The organism is Oerskovia douganii, from assembly GCF_015142735.1.
In the GTDB taxonomy this organism is placed as follows: domain Bacteria; phylum Actinomycetota; class Actinomycetes; order Actinomycetales; family Cellulomonadaceae; genus Oerskovia; species Oerskovia douganii.
The window spans coordinates 171,084-197,889 of record NZ_JACSPN010000002.1 but is presented as its reverse complement, the minus strand read 5'-3'; the positions used below and the strand labels follow the sequence as shown (position 1 = coordinate 197,889).

The window sequence follows — 26,806 nt, the reverse complement described above, 5'->3', positions numbered from 1 at the left end:
GGGACACGCGATGACGATTCTGGACGGCCGGGGCGCCCCCGGTGCCCCGGCCGTACAGTGGTCGGCGATGACCTCTCCGCCCCCGTCAGCGACTCCTCGCCCGCACCGCGGGTCGGACTCGCGCGCCCGGGCCAAGGCGCCCGTACCGGCCTCGGCGGCGTGGCGCGAGGGGGACGACGTCGGGGCGCGCCTCTTCGCGGACGTCGGCACGTTCGACCTCGAGGCCGGCGGCAGGCTGCCGGACGTGCGCGTCGCGTACGAGACCTGGGGCACGCTCGCCCCCGACGGCTCCAACGCGGTGCTCGTGCTGCACGCGCTCACCGGGGACTCGCACGTCGTCGGCCCGACCGGCCCCGGGCACCTGTCCGCGGGCTGGTGGGAGGCCATGGTCGGGCCCGGCGCCCCCATCGACACCGACCGGTACTTCGTCGTCGCGCCCAACGTGCTCGGCGGCTGCCAGGGCACCACGGGCCCGGCCTCGGCCGCGCCCGACGGCCGCCCCTGGGGCGGGCGCTTCCCGCGCGTGACCACACGGGACCAGGTCGCCGTGGAGATCGAGCTCGCGCGTACCCTCGGCATCTCGTCGTGGGCGCTCGTGATCGGCGCGTCCATGGGCGGGCTGCGCGTGCTCGAGTGGGCGATCCTCGGCCCCGAGGCCGGGATCACGGTCGAGTCGATCGCGGTCATCGCGTCGGGCGCCCACACCTCGGGCGACCAGATCGCGTGGGCGCACCCTCAGCTCGGCGCCATCCGTGCCGACCCCCGGTACAGGGGCGGCGACTACTACGACGTCCCCGACGACCAGGGCCCCCACGTGGGCCTCGGCATCGCGCGCCAGATCGCGCACGCGACGTACCGCAGCGCGCGCGAGCTCGACGAACGCTTCGGCCGGCTCCCGCAGGGCGGCGAGGACCCGTTCACCGACGGGCGCTACGCCGTCCAGTCCTACCTGGACCACCACGGCGACAAGCTCTCGCGCCGCTTCGACGCGAACTCCTACGTCGTGCTGACCGAGTCCATGCTGACGCACGACCTGGGCCGCGACCGCGGCGGGATCGACGCCGCGCTGGGCCAGATCACGGCCCGCACGCTCGTCGTGGCCGTCGACACCGACCGCCTGTTCCTCCCCGAGCACTCTGTGCGGATCGCCCAGGGCATCCCGGGGGCGGAGCCCGTGCGGCTGCTGCACTCGGAGTTCGGGCACGACGGGTTCCTCATCGAGTTCGACCAGCTCGGCCCCATGGTCACGCAGTTCCTCGGGGAGCGCGCGCAGGTCTGAGGACGCCACGGCGCCGTGAGCGGCGGCGTCTGGCTCGTCGAGCGTGCCGGCCCGCGCCCGTCCCACCCAGCGCACCGCGCGTGACGTCCCACCCGCCGACCGGGCACCATGTCCCCATGACCGCAGACCTGGCCGAGGCCACCGCAGCCCTCCGTACCCAGTGGGACCGCCTCGAGAGGTGGCTCGGCTCGCTCGACGACACCCTGGACGACGCGGTCGACCAGCCCAGCGTCCTGGACGGCTGGACCGTGGGCGAGCTCGTGTCGCACCTGGGACGGGCCATGGACGCGCTCGTGGCCGCAGGACCGGTCGCCCCCGGCACCAACCCGTTGACGCTCGCCGAGTACCTCGGCACCTACCCCGAGCGCGCCGAGCAGATCGCCCAGGTGACGCGCGCCCTCGACGACGAGATCGCGGCCGACCGCCTGACCGCCGTCTCGGGGTACGCGCGCCGTGCGTTCGCGCGCCTCGACGAGCTGTCGCCGACCGAGACCGTGGTCCAGGCCCGCCGCGGTCCCATCACGCTGCGCGACATGGTGGTCTCGCGCGTCATCGAGCTCGTGGTCCACGCCGACGACCTGGAGCGCAGCCTGCCGGGCGTCGCCGAGAAGGCCGTCGACCGAGGCGCCCTGGACCTGGTCGCGGCCGAGCTCCTGCGCATCGTCGTGACGCGCGGCGGCTGGAGCCTCGAGGTCGTCGACCCGCGTCTGTGGGTCCGGCTCGCGACGGGCCGCACCCCCTACGACGTCGACGACCTGGCCCGCGCGCTCGCACCGCTCCACACCTCGGACTCGGTCCCGGACCTGGGGCGCATGCTGCCGCTGCTCTGACGTCCTGGCCGCACGGTCCTGCACGAGACGGGTGGCCCGGTCCGAGACACGCCTGACGGACGGGTGCGCGACCACCCGTCTCGTGCGCGACCACCCGTCTCGCCGGGCACCCGCGGGGACCCGCGGCCCTGCCGGCCGGGCGGCCCAACTATGCTCGACCGGTGGTCGACGACATGCGGGTGACGGTCCTGGCAGGCGGTGTGGGTGGCGCGAAGCTCGCCCACGGCATGGAGCTCGCGGGGGCCGACCTCACGGTCGTGGTCAACACGGCCGACGACGTCGAGCTGCACGGCCTAGCGATCAGCCCTGACCTGGACACTGTGACGTACACGCTCGCGGGCCTCGCCGACGACGTGCGCGGGTGGGGCCTCGCCGGCGAGACGTACGCGACGCTCGACGCCCTGCGCCGCCTGGGCGAGGACACGTGGTTCACGCTGGGCGACAAGGACCTCGCGACGCACATCGCACGCACGGCCCGTCTGCGCGCCGGGGCCACGCTGACCGAGGTCACGGCCCAGCTCACGGCCTCGCTCGGGGTGCGCTCGCGCCTGCTGCCCATGACCGACGACCTGGTGGCGACCGTCGTGGAGACCGCCGACGGGTCGCTGGGCTTCCAGGAGTACTTCGTCGCGCGCCAGCACCGCGACGAGGTCCTGGGACTGACGTTCGTGGGGGCCGAGCAGGCAACCCCTGCTCCGGGCGTGCTCGACGCCGTCACGGGGCCGGACCTGCTGGTCGTCGCGCCGTCGAACCCGTTCCTGTCGATCGAACCGATCCTGAGCGTGCCCGGCGTCCGCGACGCCCTCGAGGCCTCGTCGGCCCGCCGCGTCGCGGTGAGCCCGATCGTGGGCGGCCGCGCGCTCAAGGGACCGGCGGCGTCGGTCCTCGCGAGCCTGGGGCACGACGTCTCGGCCCTGGGCGTCGCGCGCCTGTACGTGGGACTGGTCGACGTCATGTGCATCGACCAGACGGACCGGGACCTCGCGCCCGCGATCGAGGCCCTGGGCCTCGAGGTGCTCGTGACGGACACCGTCATGGGCGGCGCGGAAGGCCGCGAGCGCCTGGCCCGCGAGCTCCTCGCGGCGTCGGCATGATGCCCGACGGCGCCACGTCGGCCTCGCCCGATGCGTCACCCGCGCGGGGCGACCTGCCCGACGGCGGCCCGCACCCGGGGGACACCGGTGCCGCGGGCGCCCACGCGGTCGGGCGGCGCGTGGTGGCCGTCGTGCCGCTGCGCGACGGGTCGTCGGGCAAGTCGCGGCTCGCGTCCGTGCTCGACCCGGCCGAGCGCAGCCGCCTGATCGGAGTCCTCGCGCGGCACGTCGTCGGGACGCTGCTCGCGAGCGAGGCCGTGGAGCGCGTGCTCGTCGTGACGTCGGACCCGCGTTTCACGTGGCGCGCGCTGGGGAGCCTGGTCCCGCCCGTGCGCCCGCCCCTGGACGAGGCACCGCCGGCGGAGAGCAGTACCCCCGCCGGCGGGGACGAGGCCGGTGCTGCGGGCGAGGGCGCCGCCGGTGACGCCGAGGCCGACGGGCCGGGCCGTCTCCAGATCGTGCTCCAGCCCGCGAGCAGGCCGGGGCTGAACGCCGCGCTCGACGTCGGGCGGGAGGTCGTCGCGGGCCTCGCGACCGACCCGGCGGCCCCCGCCGCCCGGCTCCTGGTCGCCCACGCCGACCTCCCGGCGCTCACGGTCGAGGACGTCGACGCGCTGCTCGCCCACGACGCGCCGATCGTGGTCGCGACCGACCGGGCCCGCTCCGGCACGAACCTGCTGGTGCTCGACGCCGACGTGGCGTTCACCTTCCGGTTCGGCGTCGGGAGCCTCCCGGCGCACCTGGCCGAGGCCGACCACCGGGGCGTGCGCGCCGCCGTCGTGCAGCGGACCGGGACCGCGGTGGACCTCGACACGCTCGACGACTGGGCCGAGCTGCCGGCCGACGTGCGGGCACGCGACGACCTGTCGGCGCTCCACCGGGCCATGGACCGGGCGGGCTCCGGCACCTGAGGCGCCCGTCCCTCGGGACGACCAGCCGATTGCCGGTCCGGCACGCCGGTGGCATCGTGGCCGCATGGCGATCGAGGTGCGGCCCGCGACGGTGTTCGCCGACGTGCGCACCATGGTCGGGCCCAGGCGGCCCGACGCCAACGTGTGCTGGTGCCTGAGCTACCGCCTGCCCTCGAAGGAGAACGTCGCGCTCGTCGGCCCCGAGCGCGGGGCGCTCGTCGAGAGGCTCTGCCGTCAGGACCCACCGCCCGGTGTGCTCGCCTACGACGGCGACGACGTCGTGGGCTGGGCCGCGGTGCACCCGCGCGCCGACACCGCCTTCGCGCGCAACCGGAAGATCCCGCACGTCGACGACCTCGACGTGTGGTCGGTGTGGTGCCTGCGCGTGCGCCCCGGGCACCGCGGCAAGGGCATCTCGCACCACCTGCTCCAGGGCGCGGTCACGTTCGCCCGCGAGCACGGCGCCCCCGCGGTCGAGGGCTACCCGCTCGACAACCAGGGGAAGAAGATCGACCTGACCATGGCCTACGCGGGCACCCGGAAGCTCTTCGAGGACGCCGGGTTCACGCAGGCGACGACGACCGGCTCGGTGCTCAACGGGTTCCCGCGCGTGCTCATGCGGCTCGACCTGCGCTGACGCCCCTGCTCACCACCCACCGCGGTGCACCACGTCCTCGAGCGGACGTCGCGCACGTCGCGTGGGCGACCCGCTCGCCGCGCGCCCTCCCTCGACACCTCGGGCGGTGTCCACGGCCTCGTGCCCCACCGCGACCACCCCGGTGACCAGGAGCTCGTCCGGCACCCCGAGCTCGGCGCGCAGCGCCTCGACCTGCCCCGGCGGCACCCCGAAGAAGCACGCCCCCAGCCCCTCGTCGACCGCGGTCTGGAGCATGAGCAGCGACGCCATGCCCGCGTCGACGTGCCAGTACGGCACGTCCCACGGCGACTCCCCCTCCCCCGCGGCCTGCGCCGCCGCCCGGGCCTTGTCGTCCTCGGCGTACCGCCGCAGGTACGCCTCGCGCGAGGTCAGGACCACGACGATCACGGGGGCCGTCCGCATCCCCGCGAGCCACCTGTTCTCCCGCGCGCCGGCCACGGCCTCCGCCCCTGCCTCGTCGGCCGCACCCACGCCCGCCACCGCCCCCGGCGAGGTCGCGGACCAGAAGCGCGCGACGTCGTCGGGCCGGTCGAGGACCACGAACGCCCACCCCTGCGTGAACCCCGCGTTGGGTGCGCGGACCGCGTTGCGGAGCATGCGGTCCACCGCCTCCGGCGGGACGGGCTCGCCCGTGAAGCGGCGGACCATGCGGCGGCGGCGGACGACGTCCTGGAACTCCATGCCGACCATGCTGCCAGGCCCGCCACGACGCAGGCTCCCCGCGCGCCGCCGCGCCCCGGGTGCCACGATGCGTGAGTCGCGCCGTCGGCCACGATCCGGCACCGCCCCGTCGCAGGAAGGCCCCGCACGTGAGCGAAGCACGCAGGACGCCCGGCGCGGGGACCATCACGGTCACCGCGCTCGCCGTCATGAACATCGTCGCGGTCGTGAGCCTGCGCGGGCTGCCGGCCGAGGCCGAGTACGGGCTCGCCTCGACGTTCTACTACCTCTTCGCGGCGCTGTTCTTCCTGGCCCCCGTGGGCCTGGTCGCGGCCGAGCTCGCGACCGGCTGGCCCGAGGAGGGCGGCATGTTCCGCTGGGTCGGCGAGGCGTTCGGCAGCCGGTGGGGGTTCCTCGCGATCTTCATGGTGTTCATCGAGGGCTGCATCTGGTTCCCCACGATCCTCACGTTCGCCGCGGTCACGCTCGCCTACACGGGGGACGCGGCGACGGCCCCGCAGGTGTCGAGCGACAAGGTGTTCGTGCTCGTGGTCGTCCTCGCGGTGTTCTGGCTCGCGACCCTCATCGCGCTGCGCGGCGTGCGGTCCTTCTCGTCGGTCGCCAAGTGGGGCGGCATCCTGGGCACGCTCGTGCCGGCCGTGGTCCTCGTGGGGCTGGCCGCCGCCTACCTCGCGGCGGGCCACCCGTCACAGACCGAGCTCTCGTGGGGCGCGTTCGTGCCCGATCTGTCGAAGGTGTCGAACATCGTGCTCGCCGCGAGCATCTTCCTGTTCTACGCGGGCATGGAGATGAACGCGGTGCACGTGCGCTCGATCAGGAACCCGATCCGCAACTACCCCGTGGCGATCCTCGTGGCAGCGCTCGGGGCCGTCGTCGTCCTGACGCTGGGGACGCTCGCGATCGCCGTGGTCGTCCCACCCGGGCAGATCGACCTGACGCAGAGCCTGCTCACGACCTTCCACACCCTGCTCGACTGGGCGGGGATCGGGTGGGCTGCGCCGGTCCTGGCCGCGATGCTGGCCGTGGGCGTGCTCGCGGGCATCGTGACGTGGGTGGCGGGTCCCGCGACGGGCCTGCTGTCGGTGGCCAGGGCGGGCTACCTGCCGATCTGGTTCCACCGCACCAACCGGGCGGGCATGCCGTCACGCATCCTGCTCGTCCAGGCCGCGGTCGTCACGGTCCTGTCGGTGCTGTTCGTGGTCCTGCCCTCGGTCCAGGCCGCCTACCAGCTCATGAGCCAGCTCACCGTGATCCTGTACCTCGTCGCGTACGTGCTGATGTTCGCGGCCGTGATCGCGCTGCGATATACGCAGCCGAGCCGCCCGCGCCGCTACCACGTGCCCGGCGGGCTGGTGGGCGTGTGGGTCATCGGCGGGTGCGGCCTGCTCGCGTCGGTGCTCGCGCTGGTCGTGAGCTTCGTGCCGCCCGCGCAGGTCGAGGTGGGCAGCCCGACGACGTACGTGGGTCTGCTCGTCGGCCTCAGCGTGGTCTTCGTGGCCCTGCCGTTCTGGGCGTACGCCGCGCGCAGGCCGTCGTGGCGCGACGACACGCTCGACTTCGCGCCGTTCACGTGGCAGGCGACGGCACCGGGCGGCTCGGCGACCGACGGGCAGGGGACCGGCGGGACCGACCCCGGGGCGGGCGACCCGTGGCCGCCCGCCCACCGGTGAAACCCTAGAGCCGCTCGGCGAGCAGCTCGACGAGCGCCTTGCCCTGCACTCCGCCGAGCTGGTCGGCCTGGGTGCGGCACGAGAACCCGTCGGCCAGGAAGATGTCATTCGGCCCGGCAGCCCGCAGCGCGGGCAGGAGCGCGTTCTCCGCGACCGCCACGGACACGTCGTAGTGGCCCTTCTCCATGCCGAAGTTCCCGGCGAGGCCGCAGCACCCGGCGAGCGTGTCGATCGTGGCGCCGGCGCCGCGGAGCAGCTTCTCGTCGGCCTGGAAGCCCATGACGGAGTGCTGGTGGCAGTGCGGCTGGACGACGGCCGTGACGTCGGACAGGTCGGGGACCTTCCACCCGGTCTCCGGCGCGGGCCGGGTCTCGGGGCGCGTGAGCAGCTCGGCGACCGTGTGGGTCGCGCCCGCGACGGCCTTCGCACGCGGGTCGTCGGGGAAGAGGTCGACCAGGTCCGAGCGCAGCACCGCGGTGCACGACGGCTCGAGCCCGACGATCGGGATCCCGTTGACCGCGAACGGCCCGAGGACCTGCAGCAGGTTCTCGAGGCGCTTGCGGGCTCCGTCGAGCTGGCCCGTGCTGATCCAGGTCAGGCCGCAGCAGGCCTGCTGGTCGGGCACGATCACGTCGTAGCCGGCGGCGTCGAGCACCGCGACCGCGGACTGCGGCACCGAGGGTGCGAGCGCGTCGCTGAACGAGTCGGTCCACAGGACGACCTTGGGCCGCGTGTGGTTCGCGGGGCGCCCCGGCGTCTGCCCGACGGCGAGCCCCGGCACCCCGCTCGTCGCACCGCCGCGCTTCCACCACGTGCGGAAGGGGACCTCGGCGAACCTCGGCACCTCACGGCGCGAGTCCATGCCGCCGAGCGAGAGCACGAGCTTCGCGATGGGCCGGACGCCCAGGACGGCGTTGATGACCCGCGGCATCATGCCCGCGAGGCGCGCCCAGCGCGGGAGCCAGCCCAGGGCGTAATGGTTCATGGGGCGCAGCTTGCCCCGGTAGGTCCGGTGCAGGACCTCGGCCTTGTACTGGGCCATGTCGACGCCTGCGGGGCAGTCGGCCGAGCACGCCTTGCAGGACAGGCACAGGTCGAGCGAGTCGCGGACCTCGGGCGACGTGAGACCTCCCACGAGCGTGCCGTTGATCGCGTCCTGGAGCACGCGGGCACGGCCGCGCGTGACGTCCTTCTCGTCCTTGGTCGCCTGGTAGGAGGGGCACATGAAACCGCCCGACGCCGAGGAGTCCGCGCGGCACTTGCCGACGCCGACGCAACGGTGCACGGCCTGGGTCATGTCGCCGTGGTCGTGGCTGAACGAGAAGCCGCCCTTGGTCGGCAGCACCGGCAGCGCCTGGGGGCGACGCAGGTCCGCGTCGACCGCGGCGGGCCGCACGATCACGCCCGGGTTGAGCACGTCCTGCGGGTCGAACAACGCCTTGACCTGCTCGAACAGCGAGATGGCCTCGGGTGAGTACATGACGGGCAGCAGCTCCGAGCGGGCGCGGCCGTCACCGTGCTCGCCCGACAGCGAGCCGCCGTACTTGGCCACGAGCTGCGCCGCCTCGGTCATGAAGGTGCGCAGCACCGAGCCCGACGTCTCGAGCGGGATGTCGATGCGCAGGTGCACGCACCCGTCGCCGAAGTGCCCGTACGGCAGGCCGTCGACGCCGTAGCGCGCCATGAGCGCGTCGAGGTCGCGCAGGTAGGCGCCCAGCTTCTCCGGGGGGACCGCGGAGTCCTCCCAGCCCGGCCACGCCTGCTCGCCCGCCGGGGTGCGCCCGGCCAGCCCGGCGCCGTCGGCCCGGATCTGCCACATGGCGGTGGCGTCGGGACCTGCGGGCAGGATGCGCGTGGACGTCGACGCGGAGGCCGCGACGATCGCCTCGGCGTTCGCGTACGCCTCCTCGGGGGTCGCGCCCCCGACCTCGACCATCATCCAGCCACCGCCCGGCGGCAGCTCGGGGACCGAGCCCGCGCCCTTGGCGCGGCGCACCACGTCGACGAGGCGCGCGTCGAGGCCTTCGACCGCGAGCGGGCTCAGCGAGAGGAGGGCGGGGACGTCGTCGGCCGCGGTCGGCATGTCCTCGTAGGCGAGGACGACGAGCGTGGGTGCGCTCGGGACCGGGACCAGGGTGACCGTGGCCTCGAGGATCGTGACGAGCGTGCCCTCGGAGCCCACGAGGAACTTCGCGAGGTCCGAGCCGTTCTCCGGCAGCAGGTGCTCGACCGAGTACCCCGAGACCTGGCGGCCGAACCGCCCGAACTCGGTGCGGATGAGCGCCATGTTGTCCTTGACGAGCCGCGCGAGGCCCGGGACGGCCGCGAACGTCGGGTCGCCCTTGCCCGCGGTGAAGCGCCGGCCCGTGCCGTCGACCACGTCGAGCTCGACCACGTTGTCCGCGGTGCGCCCGTAGGCGACCGCGTGCGGGCCGCACGCGTTGTTGCCGATCATGCCGCCGAGCGTCGCGCGGTTCTGCGTCGAGGGGTCCGGGCCGAACCGCAGGCCGTGCGGGGCTGCGGCCTTCTGGAGGGTCGACATGACCACCCCCGGCTCGACGCGGGCCGTGCGGGCCTCGGGGTCGACCGACAGGACCTTGTTCACGTGCCGCGAGAAGTCGACGACGACGCCCGGCCCGATCGAGTTGCCCGCGACCGACGTGCCGGCGCCGCGCGCCGTGAGCGGCACGCCCAGCTCACGCGTGACGTCGAGCGTCGCGACGACGTCGTCGGTCGAGACCGGGAACACCACCATCTCGGGGACCACGCGGTAGTTCGACGCGTCCGTCGAGTACTCCGCCCGGCGCCGCGTCGCGGTGTCGACGATGCCGCGCGTCGTGGTGCGCAGCGCGGCCGCGATCGCCTCGCGCGCCGCGTCGGCCGCCCGCTCCGCCTCCCGGCGGGCCGTGGACCGCGCAGCCTCCTCGGCGGCGGTCGTCGTCGCGGCCCGGGCGTCCGCCTCCGGTCGCTCGGGCGGGACGGGGGCTCCTGCGGCGTCGAGTTCAGCAGTCACGTCGGCGATTCTCCCACCACTCCCCGGGGCCGCGGACGAGCGTCCGGGGAGTGTCCGGATCCGGGGGTTCCGCGTGGGACGGGCCGGGCCAGGACGCCCGACGGCGGCGCGCGGCTCCCCGGGGCCGCCGTGGACGCGCGGTGCTCGCCCGGGGCCTAGCGCCGGGTCTCGTACCGCGTCAGGACCACGCCCTCGGAGAACGTCACGGTCTCCACGAGCCTCAGGTCGACCCAGTCGTCGAGGGCCGTGAAGAAGGGCGTGCCGGCGCCCACCAGGACGGGCGCGGTCGCCAGCACGTACTCGTCGATCAGGCCTGCCCGCATGGCCGCTGCGGCGAGCGTGGCGCCGCCGATCTCGAGCGGACCGCCCTCCTCGGCCTTGAGCCGGATGATCTCCGCGACCGCGTCCCCTGTGACGAGGCGCGCGTTCTCGTCGACATCGCCGAGCGTGCCGAGCGTCGAGGAGAACACGACCTTGGGCATGGCGCGCCAGCGGTGGGCGTACTCGACCTCGGCCGGGGTGACGCCGGGCTGCTGGTCGGCCGTCGGCCAGTGGGAGCTCATCGTCTCCCACAGCTTGCGCCCGTACAGGGCGCCCCCGGTGTCCACGACCCGGTCCGACCACCACTGGAACAGCTCCGCGCTCGGCACGCTCCAGCCGATGTCATCCCCCGGGGCGGCGATGTAGCCGTCCAGGCTCACGTTCATGCCATAGGTCAGTCTCCGCATGGTGCTGTCCTCCGGGGATCGGTGCTCGATCGGTGCTCGGTGAAGGTGCAGACCGGTGCGGCGCGCGAAAGTCATCGCCGAGCGCTGGCCAGAGCCCGTGTCAGAACGAGCGTGACCCATAGCCCACGCTCGCTCTGACACGTGCGCGGGACGTGAGCGCGCAGCAGGTCACTGGACGATGACCTGCCTCACGGCACGTGCGTAGGCGCTCAGCCGCGCATCACCACGGGGCGGCCATCCAGGCAAGGATCCGTTCGCGAGGTTGTCGGCCAGGACGTCATCCCTCACGAGGTCCCGCCACACCGCGGCGAGTTCCTGCTGCCGATCACCAGCGAGCACGGCACGGGCGTCCGAGACGAGCAGTCGCACGGCGGCCTCAGGCACGTCGAACTCGACCTCGGTGAGCAGCTCGAGGCCGGTGGGCGATTCCCAGAGGCGGGCGTCGATCAGGTCGACGTCCTCCTGGTACCAGTGCATGGCTGTGGCCAGATCCTGCGCGTCCTTGTACTGATGCGCGGCCGAGCGGTCTGCCCAGGCCTTGAGCTTCAAGAGGGTGTATCCGGGCGCCGTCGGCACACGGATGGTGATCGATCCGTTCAACTGCACCTGGTAGGCGGAGGCCCAGACGTCCTGAAAGCCGAAGACGCTCATCGCGACATCCCGACGGGTGGGAGAGACGACCCCGTCGGGGTACTCCACGGGGTCCCCGAAAGGAACGATGTCGACGGGGTGTCCAGCGATGCGGTAGCGGATCGCTGATCCTGCTCCGGTCATCGGCTCCAACTGAGCGGTGATGGTCTCGTAGTGGTCCCAGCCGTCGGCAGCGAGGGCGATGTCGAGGTCGTCGGTGGCCCGCAGCCGTGCAGGATCGTGGCCAGCGGCGAGATGCAGGGCATCTCGGCAGACGGCTCCCACGACCAGGACGTCCGGCAGGCCTGGGCTGAGCTCTGCCAGCACCTCGACCACGGGAGCCACTGCGTGTTCGAGCATGCCGTGCGCTCGAGCGATGTCGATCACAGCTCTCCTCGCATCGCGGCGGCGGCTTCGCGCTGGCGTGGGTCGTTGGAGGCCAGGAGGTCGCCGTAGACGAGCAGTTGAGGCGCCCGCTCGACGCGAGGTTCGAGAGTGATCGCGTCCGGGTCGGCCCAGAACGCCTTGCGCACGATGATGTTGGCATGCTCCTGTGGCGCGGGGCGCTTCCAGCGCGCGCTCATGAGTGCCCGGGGTTCCAGCTCCGGCACGTACAGGACGAGGTCCGGCCCCGAGATGTTCTCGGCGGCGTACTCACCGCTGGTGTAGACCTGATGGCCGAGCTCGGACCATGCTCGTGGCCTGGGCTCACCGCTGAAGCGACCGAGCTCCGTCCATCGCGCGAGGCCGAGCGGGTAGGCGGCCGCCCACAGGTCGATGAGCTCATCTCGCCGCTCCAGGCCCCTCGAGGTCACCGAGAGGTATCGCTCCTGCTCGAGCAGGAGGAACACGGTGTGGACCAGTGACGACGAGACACCAGCGACCTCGGCGACCTCTTTCATGGAACGGGTGACGAGGTGCGGCCACGTGAGCAGCGAGAACACGACCTGGGCACGACCCGGGCTGACGAGGTTGCGAGCGTTCCTCCTCGCGGGGGCAGGCTTGCGGGAGGAAGCAGGCAGTCGGCCCTCGACCTCGATGAGCACGCCGGGCGCGCGCACGAACATGTTGCCGGCAGCGTCCGCGTACCAGCCGCCGTCGTCACGGATCCGTCGCGCCAGCGACGGCCCGATCCTGCTGGCGAGGAAGAACTGGTCCCGGGCTCCTGTGCGCAGCGCTCGGGGAGAACGAGCCGACGGATCCTCGGTCAGCCACCTCACCGGCCGCCGCAACGTGTGCCCGTCGACCTCCAGCGTGACACTCTCGCCGTCAGCGTGGATCTGCACACCGCGCTGACCCACGGCCTGCTGGATCCGATCGAGGACTTCGAGATCGACGTTCGAGGTCTGGTCCATGTCTCACAACGTACAACAAGAGTGGACGTCCACTCTTGTTGTACATCCATCAAGAGTGGACGAGATTCGGCGCCGGCCGGAGCCTGTGTCAGAACGAGCGTGCCCCAGAGCCCACGCTCGTTCTGACAAGATCGCGCGGTGCGCGCTCAGAGCACGCGCGGTGCGCGCTCAGAGCACCAGCTCCGGCTGCAGCCTCGTCGGGCTCCACACCCGCTGCCGGTACGCCGCGTACGTCGTGGCCGCGAGGGCGACCGCGAGCACCGCCAGCAGCACCCCGATGTCGCGCGCGACGGTCGCGAGGTCGCCCCCGTACAGGAGCTGTCGCAGGCCCTCGACCGTGTAGGACATGGGCAGGAAGCGGTGCAGGGCGCGCAACGGCTCGGGGATCGTCTGCCACGGGAACGTCCCTCCCGCGGTCACGAGCTGGACGAGCATGAGCACGAGGCCCAGGAACTGCCCCACGGCTCCCAGGTACACGTTGAGCGCCTGGAGGATCGCGACGAACGTCGCCGACGCGAGCACGAGCAGGACCGCGGTCCCGACGCCGTGCACGGGGTCGATGTCGAGCGCGAACTTCACGACCGTGAACATGAGCGCGACCTGCGCCACGCCGATCAGCGCCGGGGTGAGCCACCCGCCGAGCGCCGTCTGCCACGCGGGCCGCCCTGCGGCGAGCGACCTGTTCGACAGCGGTCGCACGAGCAGGAACAGCACGTACGCTCCGATCCACGCCGCGAGGGACATGAAGAACGGTGCGAGGCCCGCACCGTAGGTGCCCGCGTTCGCGATGACGTCCTTCTTGACGGCGACGGGGTTGCCGATCGTCTTCGCGGTGTCCTCCTGCGTCTGCTCGTCGAGGTCCGGGATCCGGCCCAGGCCCGCGGCCAGACCGTCGCGCAGCTCGGTCATGCCGGACAGCAGCTCGCCCGCGCCGTCGCGCAGGGTCACGCTCGAGGTCGCGAGCTCGGCCGCGCCGTCGGACACCTGCACCGTGCCCGACGCGAGGCTGCTCGCCCCGGTCGCGAGCGTGCCCGCCCCGGACTCGAGCTCCGCCGCCCCCGACGCGAGCCGGTCCCCGCCCGACGCCGCGGTCGCGATGCCCTGGGTGAGCTCGGGCGTCGCGGCCGCGAGGGTCGCCGCCCCGTTCGCGACCTGCGACGACCCCGAGCTGAGCTCGTCCAGCCTGGCCGCCGCGCCCTCGACCGTCGCGGCGGCGTCCTCGACCGGGGTGCGCGCGTCCTCGAGGACCTGCGTGACGGCGTCGGCCTCCTCCTGGGTGATGACGCCCGCCGCGACGAGCTCCGCGAGGCGTGCCTCCAGGTCGGTGCGTGCGGTGTCCAGGAGCCCGACGACGTCGCGCGCCGCCGTGGCCGCGTCCTGCCCGTAGCCCGCGACCTGGGCGTTGCCGTCGGCGACCTGCTGCGCACCGTCGGCCAGCTCCTTCGTCTGGGCCGGCAGGTCCGCGGTCTTGCTGCGGAGGGTGTCGAGGCCGTCGGACAGGGTGGCCGCCCCCGAGGCGAGCGTGCTGCTCCCGGACCTGAGCTCGTCGGCGCCCGCCGCGACCTTCGAGGCACCAGCCGCGGTCTCGCCCGCCCCCGACGCGAGCCGCGCCGTGCCGTCGACCAGCTGCACGGTCCCGTCGGAGAGCTGTGCGGCGCCGTCGACCAGCTTCTGCGCGCCCTCGACGCCGCTGGCGAGGTTCGTGTGGATCGACGCGAAGCCCTTGAGGAACGTGTCTGCGGCCTCGGTGCCCACCTGCTCGGCGATCGAGTCCCGCACCTGGCCCACGATCGTGTCGGCGATGGTCGTCGCGAGGTAGTTGTCGGCGTCGTTCGTGATGAGGATCAGGCTCGCCTGCTGCGGCTCGAACCTCCCCGACGAGGCGAGGTCCGCGGAGAAGGTGGGGCCGATCACGAGCGCCGCGTCGAAGCGGCCCGAGCGGACCCCGGCCTCGGCGTCGGCCTGCGTCGTCTCGACCCACCCGAACCCGCCGTCGCCGTCGACGAGCTGCTTGGCGACCTCGTCCCCGAAGTTCGTCTCGGTCGACGTCCCGTCGACCGAGTTCTCGACCGTCGTGCCACGGTCCTGGACCACCAGGGCCGCGGGGACCTCGGCGAGCCGGCCGTACGGGTCCTCGTTGGCGAACAGGTAGAGGCCCGAGTAGAGCGTCGGGATGATGATCATCGCGAGGATCGCGAGCTTGGGCAGGGTGCCGGCGCTGATGCGCCGCAGCTCGGAGATGCCGAGTCGGACGGCGGTCATCGGTCGGTCTCCTCGTCCGGAGTCGGGCCAGGAGGGCCCGTCGGGTCGGTCCGGTCACGTGAGTCGGCCGGGTCACGTGAGTCGGCCGGGTCGCCGGAGTCGGCCGGGCCCCGGTCGTCGTCCCCGCGCGGGCCGGCGGGCGCCTCCTCGGGCGGGCTCGCGGGCGGGCTCCCGGGCGCCTCCTCGGACGGGCCGGCGGGCGCCTCCTCGGGCGGGCTCCCCGGTGGCGCGAGGGGGACCGCGACGGGTGGCCGGGTGCGCAGCGCCTCGATCGGCGCGGCACGCAGGGCGTCGTCGCCGCGCGCCGGTGGCAGGTCCGCGCCGAGGTCGCGCGCGGAGGACCGGGTGCACTGCACGACCACCCCGTACCCGAGCGAGGCGAGCGACTCCGCGACCGACCACCAGCCCGAGGGTTCGCCCCGGTGCCGGTCGGGCAGGGTCAGGACCACGAACCGGACCTCCTCGCGCTCGGACGCGAGCGAGGACAGGAGCGCGGTCCGGACGGCGCCGTGCAGCTCGTCGACACGGTCCTTGCGGCGGTCGAGCAGGTCGTGCACGTCGAGCCACCGGGTGGCGTCGCCCGGCAGCGAGCGCTGCCCGGCGAGCGAGAGCTCCTCGGCCACGACGTCGCCGACCGTGAGCTCGTCGTCCGGCTCGGAGATGCCGGGGACGTCGACGACCGCGGTGACCCGGCGCAGCGCGGCCGTGGACGTCGTGGTCGCGCCGTCGTCGTCCACGAGCGTGACCGTGCCCGTGAACGGGGCGAGGCGGCCCGTCGCGACGAGCGCGAGCGCGGTGTGCCCGTGACCCGGCTCGCCCGCGAGGAGCACGCACTCCCCCGACGAGACGGTCAGGCTGGTGGTTTCGAGCATCGGGGCCCGGCGGCCCTCGACCTGGACGTCCTCCAACGCGATCTGCACCGTGTGTCCTCTCGTGGCGAGCCCCGTGCGGATCGGCCGCGTCCGAGTCTCGTGTCGATCTTCCGTTGGACCCCGCGCGGGCGCACCTTGTCCGCCCGGCCGCGGTGCGTCGTCGGGCACCTCCGACGGGTGAAGGTCCGCCCTGCCCCGGCCGAGCACGCGCCCGGTCGGTAGCGTGGGGTGGACAGGCGTCGAGAGGAGACCCCATGCGTGTCGTGATCGTCGGAGCGAGCGGGAACGTCGGCTCGGCCCTGCTGCGCAGGCTCGCGGACGACCCCGTGGTGACGTCGGTCGTGGGGGTCGCGAGCAGGGTGCCCCGCGCCGACGGCTCGAGCACGGTCGTGCCGCCGTTCGACACGGCCGAGTGGGTGCGCTGCGACCTGACCGACCCGGAGGACGCCGTGGCGTCGCGTCTCGCGGGGGCGTTCGTGGGCGCGGACACGGTGGTCCACCTGGCGTGGGCGCTCGACCCCGCGCACGACCGCGACGAGCTGGCGCGCGTGAACGTCGAGGGGACGCGGCGGGTCGCGGCCGCCGCGGCGCGCGCGGGCGTGGGCCACCTGGTGGTGGCGTCGTGCGCGAGCGCGTACTCGCCCGCGTTCGACGACGTCCCGCGCGACGAGCACTGGCCGACGGCGGGCGTCGCGGGGTCGGTGAGCAGCGCGCAGAAGGTCGAGGTCGAGGAGTTCCTCGACCGGTTCGGCGAGCAGCACCCCGGGGTCGTGGTGACACGGGTGCGTGCGCCGTTCACGTTCCAGCGCGACGCGGCCGGCGAGGTGTCGCGGCTGTTCTTCGGCAGGATCCTGCCCGCCCCGTTGCGACGCAAGGGGCACCTGCCGACGCTCGTGTGGCCGCGGGGCATGCGGCTGCAGGTGGTGCACGCGGACGACCTGGCGGACGCCTACCGCGAGATCGTGGTGGGACGTCACGCGGGCGCGTTCAACGTCGCTGCGCAGGGCGTCCTCACCGGGCCCGACGTCGCCGCGATCGTCTCGCAGGGACGTCTCCGCGAGGTGTCGCCCGGGTCCTTGCGCCGCTGGGTCGCCCTGGCCTGGGCGGCGCGGCTGGTGCCGCTGGACCCGTCGTGGTTCGACGTCGCGCTCGCCGTCCCCGTCCTGGACGCGTCACGCGTGCGCACGCTGATGCACTGGGAGCCGGTGCACGACGCGCAGGCCACGGTCACCGAGGTCGTCGGGGGGCTCGTCGAGGGGGCCGGGACGCAGAGCCCGCCGCTGCTGCCGACATAGCCAGGGTGCCGAACCCGAGGTTGGTCAGGTGATCCGGGCGAATTGCCTGACCAACCTCGGGTTCGGCACCGGGAGCGTCAGGACTCGAGCGTCGCGTCCAGCGTGATGGTCGTGCCGGTCAGCGCCTTGGAGACCGGGCACGTGGCCTTGGCCTGCTCGGCCGCGGCGAGGAAGCCCGCCTCGTCGAGCCCCTCGACCTCGCCACGGACCGTGAGCGCGATCGTGGAGATGCGCAGGCCGCCCGCGGGGTCCGGCGAGAGCGTGACGTCGGCCGTGACCTCGAGCGCGACGGGCACCCCGCCTGCCTGGGCGATCTCCCCGGAGAGCTGCATCGAGTAGCACGAGGAGTGGGCGGCCGCGATGAGCTCCTCGGGGCTCGTGCCCTGTGCCTCGTCGGCCGTACGGCGCGGGAAGGTGACGTCGAACGTGCCGGTCCTCGAGCTCGTGAGCTCGACCTGGCCGCTGCCCTCCATGAGCGTGCCGTTCCAGGCCGTGCGGGCGGTGCGAACTGCCATGATGTGGCTCCTTCGTGCGGGGGTTCGGGGTACGAGACCGTACCTCCCGACCGTAACCCCGGGGCCACCGGCCCGCAGCGGCGTCCACCGCGCCGGGACCGGGCACGAGGACGGCGCCGACCCGGCGAGCCCGCCCGCACGCGGGGAGCGGCGCCGTCGGGCACGTGCGGGCGCGGACACCCGGCGGCCCCGCAACCGCGGAGCTCAGGGGGCCGAGACCTCCACCTCGACCGGGAACCCGACCTCGGCCGAGAGCCGCTCGGCGAGCGTGAGCGGGTTGGCCACGGGGCCGGCGACCTGCACGACGATCGCCGAGAGGTCGTCACGGACGGAGGCCGCGCCGATCCCGGGCCGGCGCTCACCCCCCAGGAGGGACTCCGCGAGGCCCTGGAGGTCACCCGGCAGCACGCCGAGCGGCTCGACCCGCACCGGGACGTCCGGGTAGGCCTCCGCGACCGAGGCCAACGCCTCCAGCGGCGGGTCGCCGTGCCACACGAGGACGAGCGAACCGGAGCGGTCGAGCCTGACCGTGCCGAACCGCTCGTCGTCCGCCAGGAGCCCGCTCAGGAAGGACGACGCACCCGCAGGCCCCTCGGGGTGCTCCGGGCGCAGCGGGAGCTCTGGGGCGTCCCGCTCGGGCACCGTGAGCGTCACCGACGTGTCGGCCTCGAACCTCATCTCCCCCTCGGTGTCGGCCGAGCACCCGGTCACCCCCAGCACACCGACGACCAGCACGCCCACGGTCGCTCGCCTCATCACGCATCCCCCTCGCGAAATCGTCGCCCGCACCCTAGCGAAGACCCGCGGGACGGCGGAAGGGCGTCCGGGCGCCACCCGGCTCAGGGGGCGAGGACCACGGCCGTGCCGTAGGCCACGATCTCCTGGTACCCGTTGCCCACCTCGTCGCTGTCGTAACGCATCGCGAGGATCGCGTTGGCGCCCTGAGCCGTGGCCTCCTCGACCATGCGTGCGACGGCCTCGTCGCGCGACTGCTGGAGCTGCTTCGTCAGGCCCTTGAGCTCGCCGCCGACGATCGACTTGAGCCCCGCCCCGATCTGCGCGCCGACGTTGCGCGACCGGACGGTCAGTCCCGTCACCTCGCCGACGACCTGCTGCACGGTCCGGCCCGGGACATCGTTCATGGTGGAGACCAGCACGGTACGTCCTCCTCACGGTCGCACGTCGTGCGCGACGTCCCCTTCACCGTAGGAGGTCCCCGGGCGGTGCGCACCGGCGGGGTGCGCTGGAACGCTTCGTCCCACCCTCACCGCTCCCCGGGTGCTCGGGGGCGACCGGGCGTTGAATGGGAGGCATGACAGCCTCGGACACCCCCCTCGTCCCCGCGACTGCCGACCCGACGCCGTGGGCCCTGACGCCCCAGGAGGTGCTCGCCGAGGTCGGGTCGAGCGACACCGGCCTCACGGCGGACCAGGCGCGCACCCGGCTCGCGAAGGTCGGTCCCAACCGGCTGGCCCCGCCCCCACGGACCCCGTGGTGGCGCCGGGTGCTCACGCAGTTCGACGACGTCCTCATCTACATCCTGCTCGTGTCCGCGGTGCTCAAGGCGATCGTGGGCGACTGGATCGACTTCACGGTGATCCTCGCGGTCGCGGTCATCAACGCCGCGATCGGCCTGATCCAGGAGGGACGGGCGGAGAAGGCCCTCGACGGGATCCGCAGCATGCTCTCGGTCCATGCACAGGTCCGCCGCGACGGGGCCTGGACGCAGATCGACGCCGACGACCTGGTGCCCGGCGACGTGGTGCGCGTGCGCTCGGGCGACCGCGTCCCGGCCGACCTGCGCCTGCTGACCGGCGTCAACCTCCGCGTCGACGAGTCGGCGCTCACGGGTGAGTCGGTACCCGCGGCCAAGTCCGTCGACGAGGTCCCGGCCGACGCCGGGGTGGGCGACCGGTCGAGCATGCTGTTCTCCGGCACCCTGGTCGCGGCGGGCACGGGCACGGGCGTGGTCGTCGAGACCGGCGGGACGACCGAGATCGGCCGCATCCAGACCCTCATCGCCGAGGTCCCCTCGCTCGAGACGCCGCTGTCCCGCACGCTCGACGCGTTCGGCAAGAAGCTCGCGGTCCTGATCCTCGTCATGGCCGTGGTCATGGTCGTGATCGGGCGCGTGTTCCACGGGTTCGAGACCCCCGAGCTCGTGTCCGCCGCGATCGGCTTCGCCGTCGCGGCCGTCCCCGAGGGCCTGCCGGCCCTGGTGACGATCACGCTCGCCCTGGGCGTGCAGCAGATGGCCCGACGACGGGCGATCATGCGCCGCCTGCCCGCCGTCGAGACGCTCGGCTCGGTCACCACGATCTGCTCGGACAAGACCGGGACGCTGACCAAGAACGAGATGACGGCCCGCACGGTGCGGACCGCCGGGCACGAGTACGCGGTGACCGGGATCGGCTACGCGCCCGACGGCGAGGTCACGCTCGACGGTGCGCCCGCCGGGCTCGCCGAGCACCCCGACCTGCGTCGACTCACCGAAGTCATGACGTCGTGCAACGACGCGCGCATCGTCCGGGACAGCGGTGACGGCGCAGGTGTCGACGGGGACGCTGCCGGCGGCGGTGCGCCCGGCTGGCGTCTCGTGGGCGAGCCCACCGAGGGCGCGCTGCGGACCCTGGGCCTCAAGGCGGGTCTGGACCCGGCAGGGTGGCGCCGTGTCGCGGTCGTGCCGTTCGAGTCCGAGAACAAGTACATGGCGACGCTCACCGAGGATCCCGACGGCGGCCTCCACGTGCTCGTCAAGGGTGCCCCCGACCGGGTCCTCGAACGGTGCACCACCCAGACCGGGGTGGACGGCCGTCCCGAGCCCCTCGACCGCGACTTCTGGTCCGACCAGATCGACGCGATCGGCGCGCAGGGCCTGCGGGTCCTGGCCGCGGCCCGCACGTCGGCCGAGCCGGGCCGCACGACCCTCGACGCCGCCGACCTCGACACGGGCCTCGAGCTCGTGGGCCTCGTCGGGATCGTCGACCCGCCCCGGCCCGAGGCCGTCGAGGCCATCGCGCAGTGCCAGGACGCCGGGATCACGGTCAAGATGATCACGGGCGACCACTCGGGCACCGCTCTCGCGATCGCGCGCGAGATGGGCATCGTCCGAGGGGCGTCCCCGGGCGAGGGGGCGGCGGCCGGGGACGGAGCCGGGGCCGCGGAGGCCCACGCGGACACCAAGGTCCTCACGGGGGCAGAGCTCGAGGCCATGAGCACCGAGGAGCTGCGCGCGGTCGTCCGGGACGTCGACGTCTACGCCCGGACCAGCCCCGAGCACAAGATCCGCATCGTCTCGGCGCTCCAGTCCCACGGGGAGGTCGTGGCCATGACGGGTGACGGCGTCAACGACGCCCCGGCGCTGACCCAGGCGGACGTGGGAGTCGCCATGGGGATCAAGGGCACCGAGGCCACCAAGGAGGCCGCCGAGGTCGTCCTGGCCGACGACAACTTCGCGACGATCGAACGGGCCGTGGAGGAGGGTCGGCGGATCTACGACAACCTCCGCAAGTCGGTGCTGTTCCTCCTGCCGACCAACGGCGCGCAGTCGCTCGTGATCCTGGTCGCCGTGCTCCTGGGCTGGGCGCTGCCGCTCCAGCCCGTGCAGGTGCTGTGGATCAACATGGTCACGGCCGTGACGCTGTCGCTCGCGCTGGCCAACGAGCGCGCCGAGCCGGACATCATGGCCCGCAGGCCCCGCGACGCCAAGGCCTCGATCCTCACCGCGGCGTACCTGCGCCGGATCCTGCTGGTCTCGGTCCTCATCGGCGGTGCGACCATGGCGGTGTACTTCATCGAGCGCGAGCAGGGCATGAGCGTGGCCGAGGCCCAGACGACCGCGGTCACGATGCTCGCGCTCGGCCAGCTCGCGTACCTGTTCAACTGCCGGTTCCTCGACCGGTCGTCCATCACGCTCGCGGTCCTGCGCGGCAACCGGGCGGTCTGGTACTCGGCCGGGTCGATGGTCGCCCTCCAGGCCGTGTTCGTCTACGCGCCCTTCATGCACTCGTGGTTCGGCTCGGCGCCCATCGGCCTGCGGGAGTGGGGCATCACGCTGGGGCTGTCGATCGTGGTGTTCCTCCTGGTCGAGGCCGCCAAGGCGCTGGGGCGGTCGCGGCAGCGCTGAGGGAGGTCCGGCGTCGAGGTGGGGGCGTCCGCCTCCACCTCGACGAGGGTCCGGCCGCCTCGCGGCCCCTGGTCAGTCGATGGTGCCGATGGGGCGGAAGACGAGGGACGACGCGCGGTTGTCCATCGATCCGAGCGTCAGGCAGTCGGGGACGCAGTTGGTCGAGGTGCCCTTGACGTAGTTCTCGAGGTCGTAGAGCGTCGACCAGCAGTTGGCCAGGGTCAGCATCGAGCTGATGACGTTGTTCTGCAGGTAGACGGACAGCTTGGGGAACCCCCACGTGACCCCGATGCAACCGGCGCCGTTGCTGCCGGTCCCGTAGTAGACCTTGTTCTGGCCCGTGTGGTTCTTCCCCTGGTACGAGACCCCGAGCAGCCTTCCAGCGGCCAGGGGCGCGGCCGCCGTCCTGGCCTGGCTCGCCACCTGCTCCTGCGCGTACCGGCGCAGCGCCGTGGGGTCCCCGGCGAGCACGTCGGGGTCCGTCACGGCCTCTCCCGAGACGGACTCGAGCGCCTCGCCGAGCGAGTCGTAGCACTCGACCGCGGGCTCGGGTGTGAACGCGACGTCCTGCCCGAGCGGGGTCGGCTGCGCGACGACCGTGCAGACCTCCTCCTGCGAGTCGAAGGACTTCGAGGTGAGGTCGGGTCCGTCGGCGAGGGCCGGGGAGGCGCCCAGCGCCCCGACGAGGAGAAGAGCCGCGGTGACTGCCGCGACGCGGGTCGGACGTGATGACATGTGATGCTCCTTCACAGCGTGGGCCAGGTCGTCCGCTGCCCGCGGCCGACCTGACACGTGGGTGAGGACCAGCAGCGGAACCTCGGTGTCCCGCTCCCCCGCCCCGATAGTAGGGGCACCGGTGCGCCCTGTCCCGGTTTGTCCCCCGACCGGGCGGCCGGCCCCGGAATGGTCCCGCAGCGCGCGGGACCGGGGCTTCGCCGATACCGTGCAGGCACGGTCGCCTGCACACAGCCGTCGGCGACCACCACGGGGGAACCACCACGCACCTTCAACGCCGCCGGTCCGTACCGGGGAAATGAGTGTCGATGAAGCACCGTTCGTTGTTAGCTGCTCTCTCTGGACTGGCGGTGGTCGCAGCATCGACGCTGCCCGCCGCGTCCGCCGATCCCGCCGGTCCGTCCGGCCCCGACCTCACGTCGCAGTCCGCAGGCTCGCTCTCGCCCACGGAGAGCGAGGCGGGCAAGGTCGCCCCGTCGCTCGCCGAGTCCTCCGGGACGGTGACCGCGTTCGTCCAGCTCGACACCCCGTCGGGGGCGGACCTCGCGGACCAGGGCGCGAGCCCTGCGCAGGTGGAAGACAACCAGGCCGTCGTCGAGCGCCTCGCGGACACCGTCGTCCCCGCGCAGACGAACGCCCGCGGTGCTCGCGCCGCGGGGGCCCCGCAGCAGGTGTCCGTCACGAGCAGGCTGGTCCCGGGCGTCGTCGTGACGGGTGACGCCGAGCAGGTCCGGTCGCTGGCCGCCGACGACAAGGTCGTCACGGTGTACCGCATCATCCCCAAGACGCCCTCGAACAAGGGCACCGACGCGTTCACGCGCGCCCTCGAGGCGTGGCAGAGCACGGGCTTCACGGGGCAGGGCGTCCGGGTCGGCATCATCGACACGGGCATCGACTACACGCACGCGGGCTTCGGCGGGCCGGGCACGCAGGCTGCCTACGACGAGGCGTACGGCGACAAGGGCCAGGGGCCCGTCCCGGCGGGGACGTTCGACGACGCGAAGTTCCTCGGCGGGTACGACTTCGCGGGGTACGACTACGACGCGTCGGGCACGGTCCCGGGCACGTCGTTGATCCCGACGCCGGACGAGAACCCGATCGACTCGCTCGACTCGATCGGTTCCGGGCACGGCTCGCACGTCGCGGGCACCACGGGCGGCTACGGCGTCACGGCGGACGGCAAGACGTTCGACGGCGACTACTCGACCCTCACGGACATCTCCGACTGGACGGTCGGGCCGGGCTCGGCGCCCGAGTCGGGCCTCTACGCCCTCAAGGTCTTCGGTGACCTGGGCGGTTCGACGAGCGTCGTGGTCGACGCTCTCGAGTTCGCGGCCGACCCGGACGGCGACGGCGACCTGTCCGACCGCCTGGACGTCGTCAACCTGTCGCTCGGCTCGGACGACAGCCCGGCCGACGACCCGGAGAACCTGTTCATCGACCAGCTCTCGCGCCTGGGCACGCTCGCCGTGGTCGCGTCGGGCAACGCGGGCGACGTGACCGACGTCGGCGGCTCGCCCGGCAACGCGCGCACCGCGCTCACGGTCGCGAACTCGGTGGGCAACACCCAGACGTTCGACGGCGTCGAGGTCACGGCCCCGGCGGGCGTCGCGGGCTCGTACCCCGCGCAGAACTCGCAGAGCTACGCGGGCTCGGCGGACGTGACCGCGGAGGTCGCGTTCCTGGGCGCCACGGTCAGCGGGTGCACGCCCCTGACCCCGGCCCAGGCGGCCGCCACGGCGGGCAAGATCGCGTTCCTCTACTGGGACGACGACGACGCGACGCGCCAGTGCGGGAGCGCGGCTCGCTTCAACGCCGCGCAGGCCGCGGGCGCCGTCGGCGTCCTGCTGTCGTCCGAGCTCGAGGTCTTCGCGGCCGGGATCGCGGGCAACGCGGGCATCCCGGGTGCGCAGCTCACGGGCCCGAGCCACGACGCGCTGCGCCCGGCGATCGAGGCCGGCGGGGTCGTGCTGACGCTCGGCCCGTCGCTCGCGAACTCGTCGTTCGTCGAGATCCCCGCGATCGGGGACACGCTCAACGCGGGGTCGTCCCGCGGCGTGCACGGCTCGCTGGGCGTCGTGAAGCCCGACGTCGCCGCACCGGGCACGGGGATCTCCTCCGTGGCCTCGGGTCGCCTCACGCAGCCCGGCATCAAGTCGGGCACGTCGATGTCCACCCCGCACGTCGCGGGCATCGCGGCGCTCGTCAAGGAGGCCCACCCGGGCTGGAGCGCTCAGCAGGTCAAGACGGCGGTCATGAACACGGCCTCGCACGACGTGTGGACGGGCAAGGGGGGCACGGGCGTGGCCCACGGTCCCGAGCGCGTCGGGTCGGGGCGCGTGGACGCGGTCGACGCGGTGCAGAACTCGACCCTGGCCTTCTCGGCGCAGGACAAGGACCTCGTCTCGGTGTCGTTCGGGCTGGTGCCCGTGGCGGACAAGAAGGTGACGGTGCGCAGGACGGTCGACGTGCAGAACACGGGCTCCGCGTCCGCGACGTACGCGACGGCCTTCACGACGTCGAGCACGGCGGGGGGCGCGGCCGTCACGGTCTCGCCGGCGAACCTCACCATCCCGGCGGGGCAGACCCGGACGGTCACGCTGACCCTCTCGGCCGATCCGGCGACCCTCGCCAAGAAGCTCGACCCGACGTCGGCAGCGACGGCCTCGGGCGTGCCGCGCGACTTCGTGGGCATGCTCACGGGCCGCCTGGTCCTGACACCGGGGTCGGGCAGCGAGCTGCGCGTCCCGGTGCAGGCCGCACCGAGGCTCGTGAGCGACCTGACGGCCAAGGACGTCACGTTCCTGAACCAGGACACGGCCGCGACGCTCGACCTCGACGGCAGGGGCGTGGCTTCCGGGGGCTGGACGTCGCTCGTCGCGCCGTTCGAGCTCAAGGCGACCAGCCCGCGGCTCGAGTCCGACGCGGCGGCAGGGTCCTCGGCCTCGGCCGTGGCGTCGGGCGACATCCGTGCGGTCGGCTTCACGTCGAGCGCGCCGCAGTACGCGGCCGCGGGCGGGGACCCGGGCGCGGGGCGGATCGGCATCGGTGTGGCCATGGACGGCGACTGGGCGTCGCTCGGGTCGGTCATGTTCCCGTCGGTCGAGACCGACGTGGACGGCGACGGCTCGGCCGAGTTCGAGACCGTGGTCCGCAAGTACGGCGAGTCGGACCTGACCCTGGCGACCACGTACACGCTCGAGGCGTGGACGGCACCCGACGGCCGCCAGCACGCGGCGGGGGCACCGGTCCTGCGCGAGCCGGTCAACTCGGTCTGGGCGAACGTCGACACGTCGGTCTTCGACAGCAACGTGCTCGTCGTGCCGGTCGCGATCGGCGCGCTCGGCATCGCACCGGGCACGGTGCCGTCGTTCACGGTCGCGACGTACTCGTACTACGGGATTCAGCCTGACCAGTCGATCGACCGGGTCGGTCCGTTCACGGGCGACCCGTACGACCCCGCGTACTGGTTCAGCGGTGGTGGTCAGCTCCTGTTCGTGGGCGCCGACGACGCGCCGGTCACGGTCAACCGGTCTGCTGCGGCGGCCGAGGCCGGGACGGGCGAGCTGCTCCTCCTCCACCTGCACAACGCCACGGCGGCCAAGCGCTGGCAGACGGTCGGGGTCGCGAACCTCGACGCGTCGGTCGAGCTCACGGTCACCGCGCAGTCGCGCTGCGTCGCGGGCACGGCGCAGGTCTCGGTCCGCGCGGTCAACGACGGCGACGTGAAGGCCGACGTCGCGGTCGCGACGCCGTTCGGCACCAAGACGTTCAAGAACGTCTCGCCCGGGAAGTCAGCGTCGCAGACGTTCAGCTCGCGGACGGCCACGATCGACGCCGGCACGGCGACGGTCACGGGCACCGCGATCGTCGAGGGCATCACGGTCACGACGCCCTACGAAGCCGGGTACGAGGCGATCAGCTGCGGCTGACGCCTCGACCAGCCGGGCCTTGTCGGGGCGGGAGCGTGCATGGGGCCGCTCCCGTCCTGACGGGGACGCGACGAGCACCCGGTGAACGGGAAAGTCTGAAGGGCGCGCCCGACCGGTCCCCCCCCCCCCCCCCCCCCCTTCGGGCTTCCCCCGGGCCCGGCGGCCCGGGGAGCCGTGCCGGAGCGGGCGTGGCCCCATGCTCACGCTCGCCCCGGCAGGT

At 73.4% G+C, this 26,806-nt stretch carries 20 protein-coding genes; 9 read left to right on the top strand and 11 right to left on the bottom strand.

Annotation, left to right across the window (positions count from 1 at the left end; genetic code table 11):
- Positions 1-67: 67 nt before the first annotated feature.
- From metX to H9623_RS02485, 5 genes are all read left to right on the top strand, one after another.
- The gene (gene metX, locus H9623_RS02505; protein WP_193718515.1) at positions 68-1,279 is read left to right on the top strand and encodes a homoserine O-acetyltransferase MetX; all 1,212 of its coding nucleotides are present in this window, start codon (positions 68-70) and stop codon (positions 1,277-1,279) included.
- Positions 1,280-1,395: 116 nt separating this feature from the next.
- The gene (locus tag H9623_RS02500; RefSeq protein ID WP_193718514.1) at positions 1,396-2,109 is read left to right on the top strand and encodes a maleylpyruvate isomerase N-terminal domain-containing protein; all 714 of its coding nucleotides are present in this window, start codon (positions 1,396-1,398) and stop codon (positions 2,107-2,109) included.
- 161 nt (positions 2,110-2,270) lie between these two features.
- The gene (gene cofD / locus H9623_RS02495) at positions 2,271-3,203 is read left to right on the top strand and encodes a 2-phospho-L-lactate transferase (RefSeq protein WP_321575235.1); all 933 of its coding nucleotides are present in this window, start codon (positions 2,271-2,273) and stop codon (positions 3,201-3,203) included.
- Positions 3,200-4,114: a 2-phospho-L-lactate guanylyltransferase gene (gene cofC / locus H9623_RS02490; protein ID WP_227748039.1), complete on the top strand. Its 915-nt coding sequence runs from the start codon at positions 3,200-3,202 to the stop codon at positions 4,112-4,114. Before cofD ends, cofC begins: the two co-directional genes overlap by 4 nt.
- Before the next feature lie 64 nt (positions 4,115-4,178).
- Entirely contained in the window at positions 4,179-4,751 is a 573-nt protein-coding gene (locus H9623_RS02485) for a GNAT family N-acetyltransferase (RefSeq protein ID WP_193718513.1), read from the top strand.
- Between the two features lie 9 nt (positions 4,752-4,760).
- On the opposite strand, the gene H9623_RS02480 is transcribed toward H9623_RS02485, so the two are convergent.
- Complete coding sequence (locus tag H9623_RS02480) at positions 4,761-5,453, bottom strand: nitroreductase family protein (RefSeq protein WP_193718512.1); 693 nt, start codon at positions 5,451-5,453, stop codon at positions 4,761-4,763.
- Between the two features lie 128 nt (positions 5,454-5,581).
- Between H9623_RS02480 and gadC the strand changes: the two genes are divergently transcribed.
- The gene (gene gadC / locus H9623_RS02475; protein WP_321575234.1) at positions 5,582-7,123 is read left to right on the top strand and encodes a putative glutamine/gamma-aminobutyrate antiporter GadC; all 1,542 of its coding nucleotides are present in this window, start codon (positions 5,582-5,584) and stop codon (positions 7,121-7,123) included.
- Between the two features lie 4 nt (positions 7,124-7,127).
- On the opposite strand, the gene H9623_RS02470 is transcribed toward gadC, so the two are convergent.
- From H9623_RS02470 to H9623_RS02445, 6 genes are all read right to left on the bottom strand, one after another.
- Positions 7,128-9,983, bottom strand: a complete 2,856-nt coding sequence (locus H9623_RS02470) for an FAD-binding and (Fe-S)-binding domain-containing protein (RefSeq protein ID WP_321575253.1) — start codon at positions 9,981-9,983, stop codon at positions 7,128-7,130.
- Between the two features lie 308 nt (positions 9,984-10,291).
- On the bottom strand, positions 10,292-10,864 hold the full coding sequence (locus tag H9623_RS02465) for a dihydrofolate reductase family protein (protein WP_193718510.1): 573 nt from the start codon (positions 10,862-10,864) through the stop codon (positions 10,292-10,294).
- Between the two features lie 168 nt (positions 10,865-11,032).
- Complete coding sequence (locus H9623_RS02460) at positions 11,033-11,881, bottom strand: hypothetical protein (protein ID WP_193718509.1); 849 nt, start codon at positions 11,879-11,881, stop codon at positions 11,033-11,035.
- Entirely contained in the window at positions 11,878-12,849 is a 972-nt protein-coding gene (locus H9623_RS02455) for a type IV toxin-antitoxin system AbiEi family antitoxin (RefSeq protein WP_193718508.1), read from the bottom strand. Before H9623_RS02455 ends, H9623_RS02460 begins: the two co-directional genes overlap by 4 nt.
- 168 nt (positions 12,850-13,017) lie before the next feature.
- Positions 13,018-15,111 (bottom strand): YhgE/Pip domain-containing protein, encoded by a 2,094-nt coding sequence (locus H9623_RS02450; RefSeq protein WP_193718507.1) that lies wholly within the window; start codon positions 15,109-15,111, stop codon positions 13,018-13,020.
- Positions 15,108-16,031, bottom strand: a complete 924-nt coding sequence (locus tag H9623_RS02445; RefSeq protein ID WP_193718506.1) for an ATP-binding cassette domain-containing protein — start codon at positions 16,029-16,031, stop codon at positions 15,108-15,110. Before H9623_RS02445 ends, H9623_RS02450 begins: the two co-directional genes overlap by 4 nt.
- A gap of 206 nt (positions 16,032-16,237) precedes the next feature.
- On the opposite strand from H9623_RS02445, the gene H9623_RS02440 reads away from it, so the two are divergent.
- Positions 16,238-17,278 carry an NAD-dependent epimerase/dehydratase family protein gene (locus H9623_RS02440; RefSeq protein ID WP_193718505.1) on the top strand — a complete coding sequence of 347 codons (1,041 nt, stop codon included), beginning with the start codon at positions 16,238-16,240 and terminating at the stop codon, positions 17,276-17,278.
- Positions 17,279-17,355: 77 nt separating this feature from the next.
- Here the strand turns inward: H9623_RS02440 and H9623_RS02435 are convergent, their stop codons facing one another.
- From H9623_RS02435 to H9623_RS02425, 3 genes are all read right to left on the bottom strand, one after another.
- Entirely contained in the window at positions 17,356-17,793 is a 438-nt protein-coding gene (locus tag H9623_RS02435) for an OsmC family peroxiredoxin (RefSeq protein ID WP_193718504.1), read from the bottom strand.
- A gap of 204 nt (positions 17,794-17,997) precedes the next feature.
- Positions 17,998-18,549 (bottom strand): hypothetical protein, encoded by a 552-nt coding sequence (locus tag H9623_RS02430; protein ID WP_193718503.1) that lies wholly within the window; start codon positions 18,547-18,549, stop codon positions 17,998-18,000.
- 83 nt (positions 18,550-18,632) lie between these two features.
- Positions 18,633-18,950, bottom strand: a complete 318-nt coding sequence (locus tag H9623_RS02425) for a YbjQ family protein (RefSeq protein ID WP_030144034.1) — start codon at positions 18,948-18,950, stop codon at positions 18,633-18,635.
- Positions 18,951-19,105: 155 nt separating this feature from the next.
- Between H9623_RS02425 and H9623_RS02420 the strand changes: the two genes are divergently transcribed.
- Positions 19,106-21,919 (top strand): cation-translocating P-type ATPase, encoded by a 2,814-nt coding sequence (locus H9623_RS02420; protein WP_193718502.1) that lies wholly within the window; start codon positions 19,106-19,108, stop codon positions 21,917-21,919.
- Between the two features lie 72 nt (positions 21,920-21,991).
- On the opposite strand, the gene H9623_RS02415 is transcribed toward H9623_RS02420, so the two are convergent.
- The gene (locus H9623_RS02415; RefSeq protein WP_193718501.1) at positions 21,992-22,654 is read right to left on the bottom strand and encodes a hypothetical protein; all 663 of its coding nucleotides are present in this window, start codon (positions 22,652-22,654) and stop codon (positions 21,992-21,994) included.
- A gap of 308 nt (positions 22,655-22,962) precedes the next feature.
- Here H9623_RS02415 and H9623_RS02410 point away from each other — a divergent pair, with 308 nt between their 5' ends.
- Entirely contained in the window at positions 22,963-26,586 is a 3,624-nt protein-coding gene (locus tag H9623_RS02410; RefSeq protein WP_193718500.1) for a S8 family peptidase, read from the top strand.
- Positions 26,587-26,806: the final 220 nt, after the last annotated feature.

Coding starts and splice junctions, on each gene's coding strand:
- H9623_RS02500 (WP_193718514.1), top strand. CDS start 1,396: ATGACCGCAGACCTGGCCGAGGCCACCGCAGCCCTCCGTACCCAGTGG.
- H9623_RS02485 (WP_193718513.1), top strand. CDS start 4,179: ATGGCGATCGAGGTGCGGCCCGCGACGGTGTTCGCCGACGTGCGCACC.
- H9623_RS02430 (WP_193718503.1), bottom strand. CDS start 18,549: ATGAGGCGAGCGACCGTGGGCGTGCTGGTCGTCGGTGTGCTGGGGGTG.
- H9623_RS02415 (WP_193718501.1), bottom strand. CDS start 22,654: ATGTCATCACGTCCGACCCGCGTCGCGGCAGTCACCGCGGCTCTTCTC.
- H9623_RS02435 (WP_193718504.1), bottom strand. CDS start 17,793: ATGGCAGTTCGCACCGCCCGCACGGCCTGGAACGGCACGCTCATGGAG.
- H9623_RS02455 (WP_193718508.1), bottom strand. CDS start 12,849: ATGGACCAGACCTCGAACGTCGATCTCGAAGTCCTCGATCGGATCCAG.
- H9623_RS02420 (WP_193718502.1), top strand. CDS start 19,106: ATGACAGCCTCGGACACCCCCCTCGTCCCCGCGACTGCCGACCCGACG.
- H9623_RS02440 (WP_193718505.1), top strand. CDS start 16,238: ATGCGTGTCGTGATCGTCGGAGCGAGCGGGAACGTCGGCTCGGCCCTG.
- metX (WP_193718515.1), top strand. CDS start 68: ATGACCTCTCCGCCCCCGTCAGCGACTCCTCGCCCGCACCGCGGGTCG.
- H9623_RS02410 (WP_193718500.1), top strand. CDS start 22,963: ATGAAGCACCGTTCGTTGTTAGCTGCTCTCTCTGGACTGGCGGTGGTC.
- H9623_RS02465 (WP_193718510.1), bottom strand. CDS start 10,864: ATGCGGAGACTGACCTATGGCATGAACGTGAGCCTGGACGGCTACATC.
- cofC (WP_227748039.1), top strand. CDS start 3,200: ATGATGCCCGACGGCGCCACGTCGGCCTCGCCCGATGCGTCACCCGCG.
- H9623_RS02450 (WP_193718507.1), bottom strand. CDS start 15,111: ATGACCGCCGTCCGACTCGGCATCTCCGAGCTGCGGCGCATCAGCGCC.
- H9623_RS02480 (WP_193718512.1), bottom strand. CDS start 5,453: ATGGAGTTCCAGGACGTCGTCCGCCGCCGCCGCATGGTCCGCCGCTTC.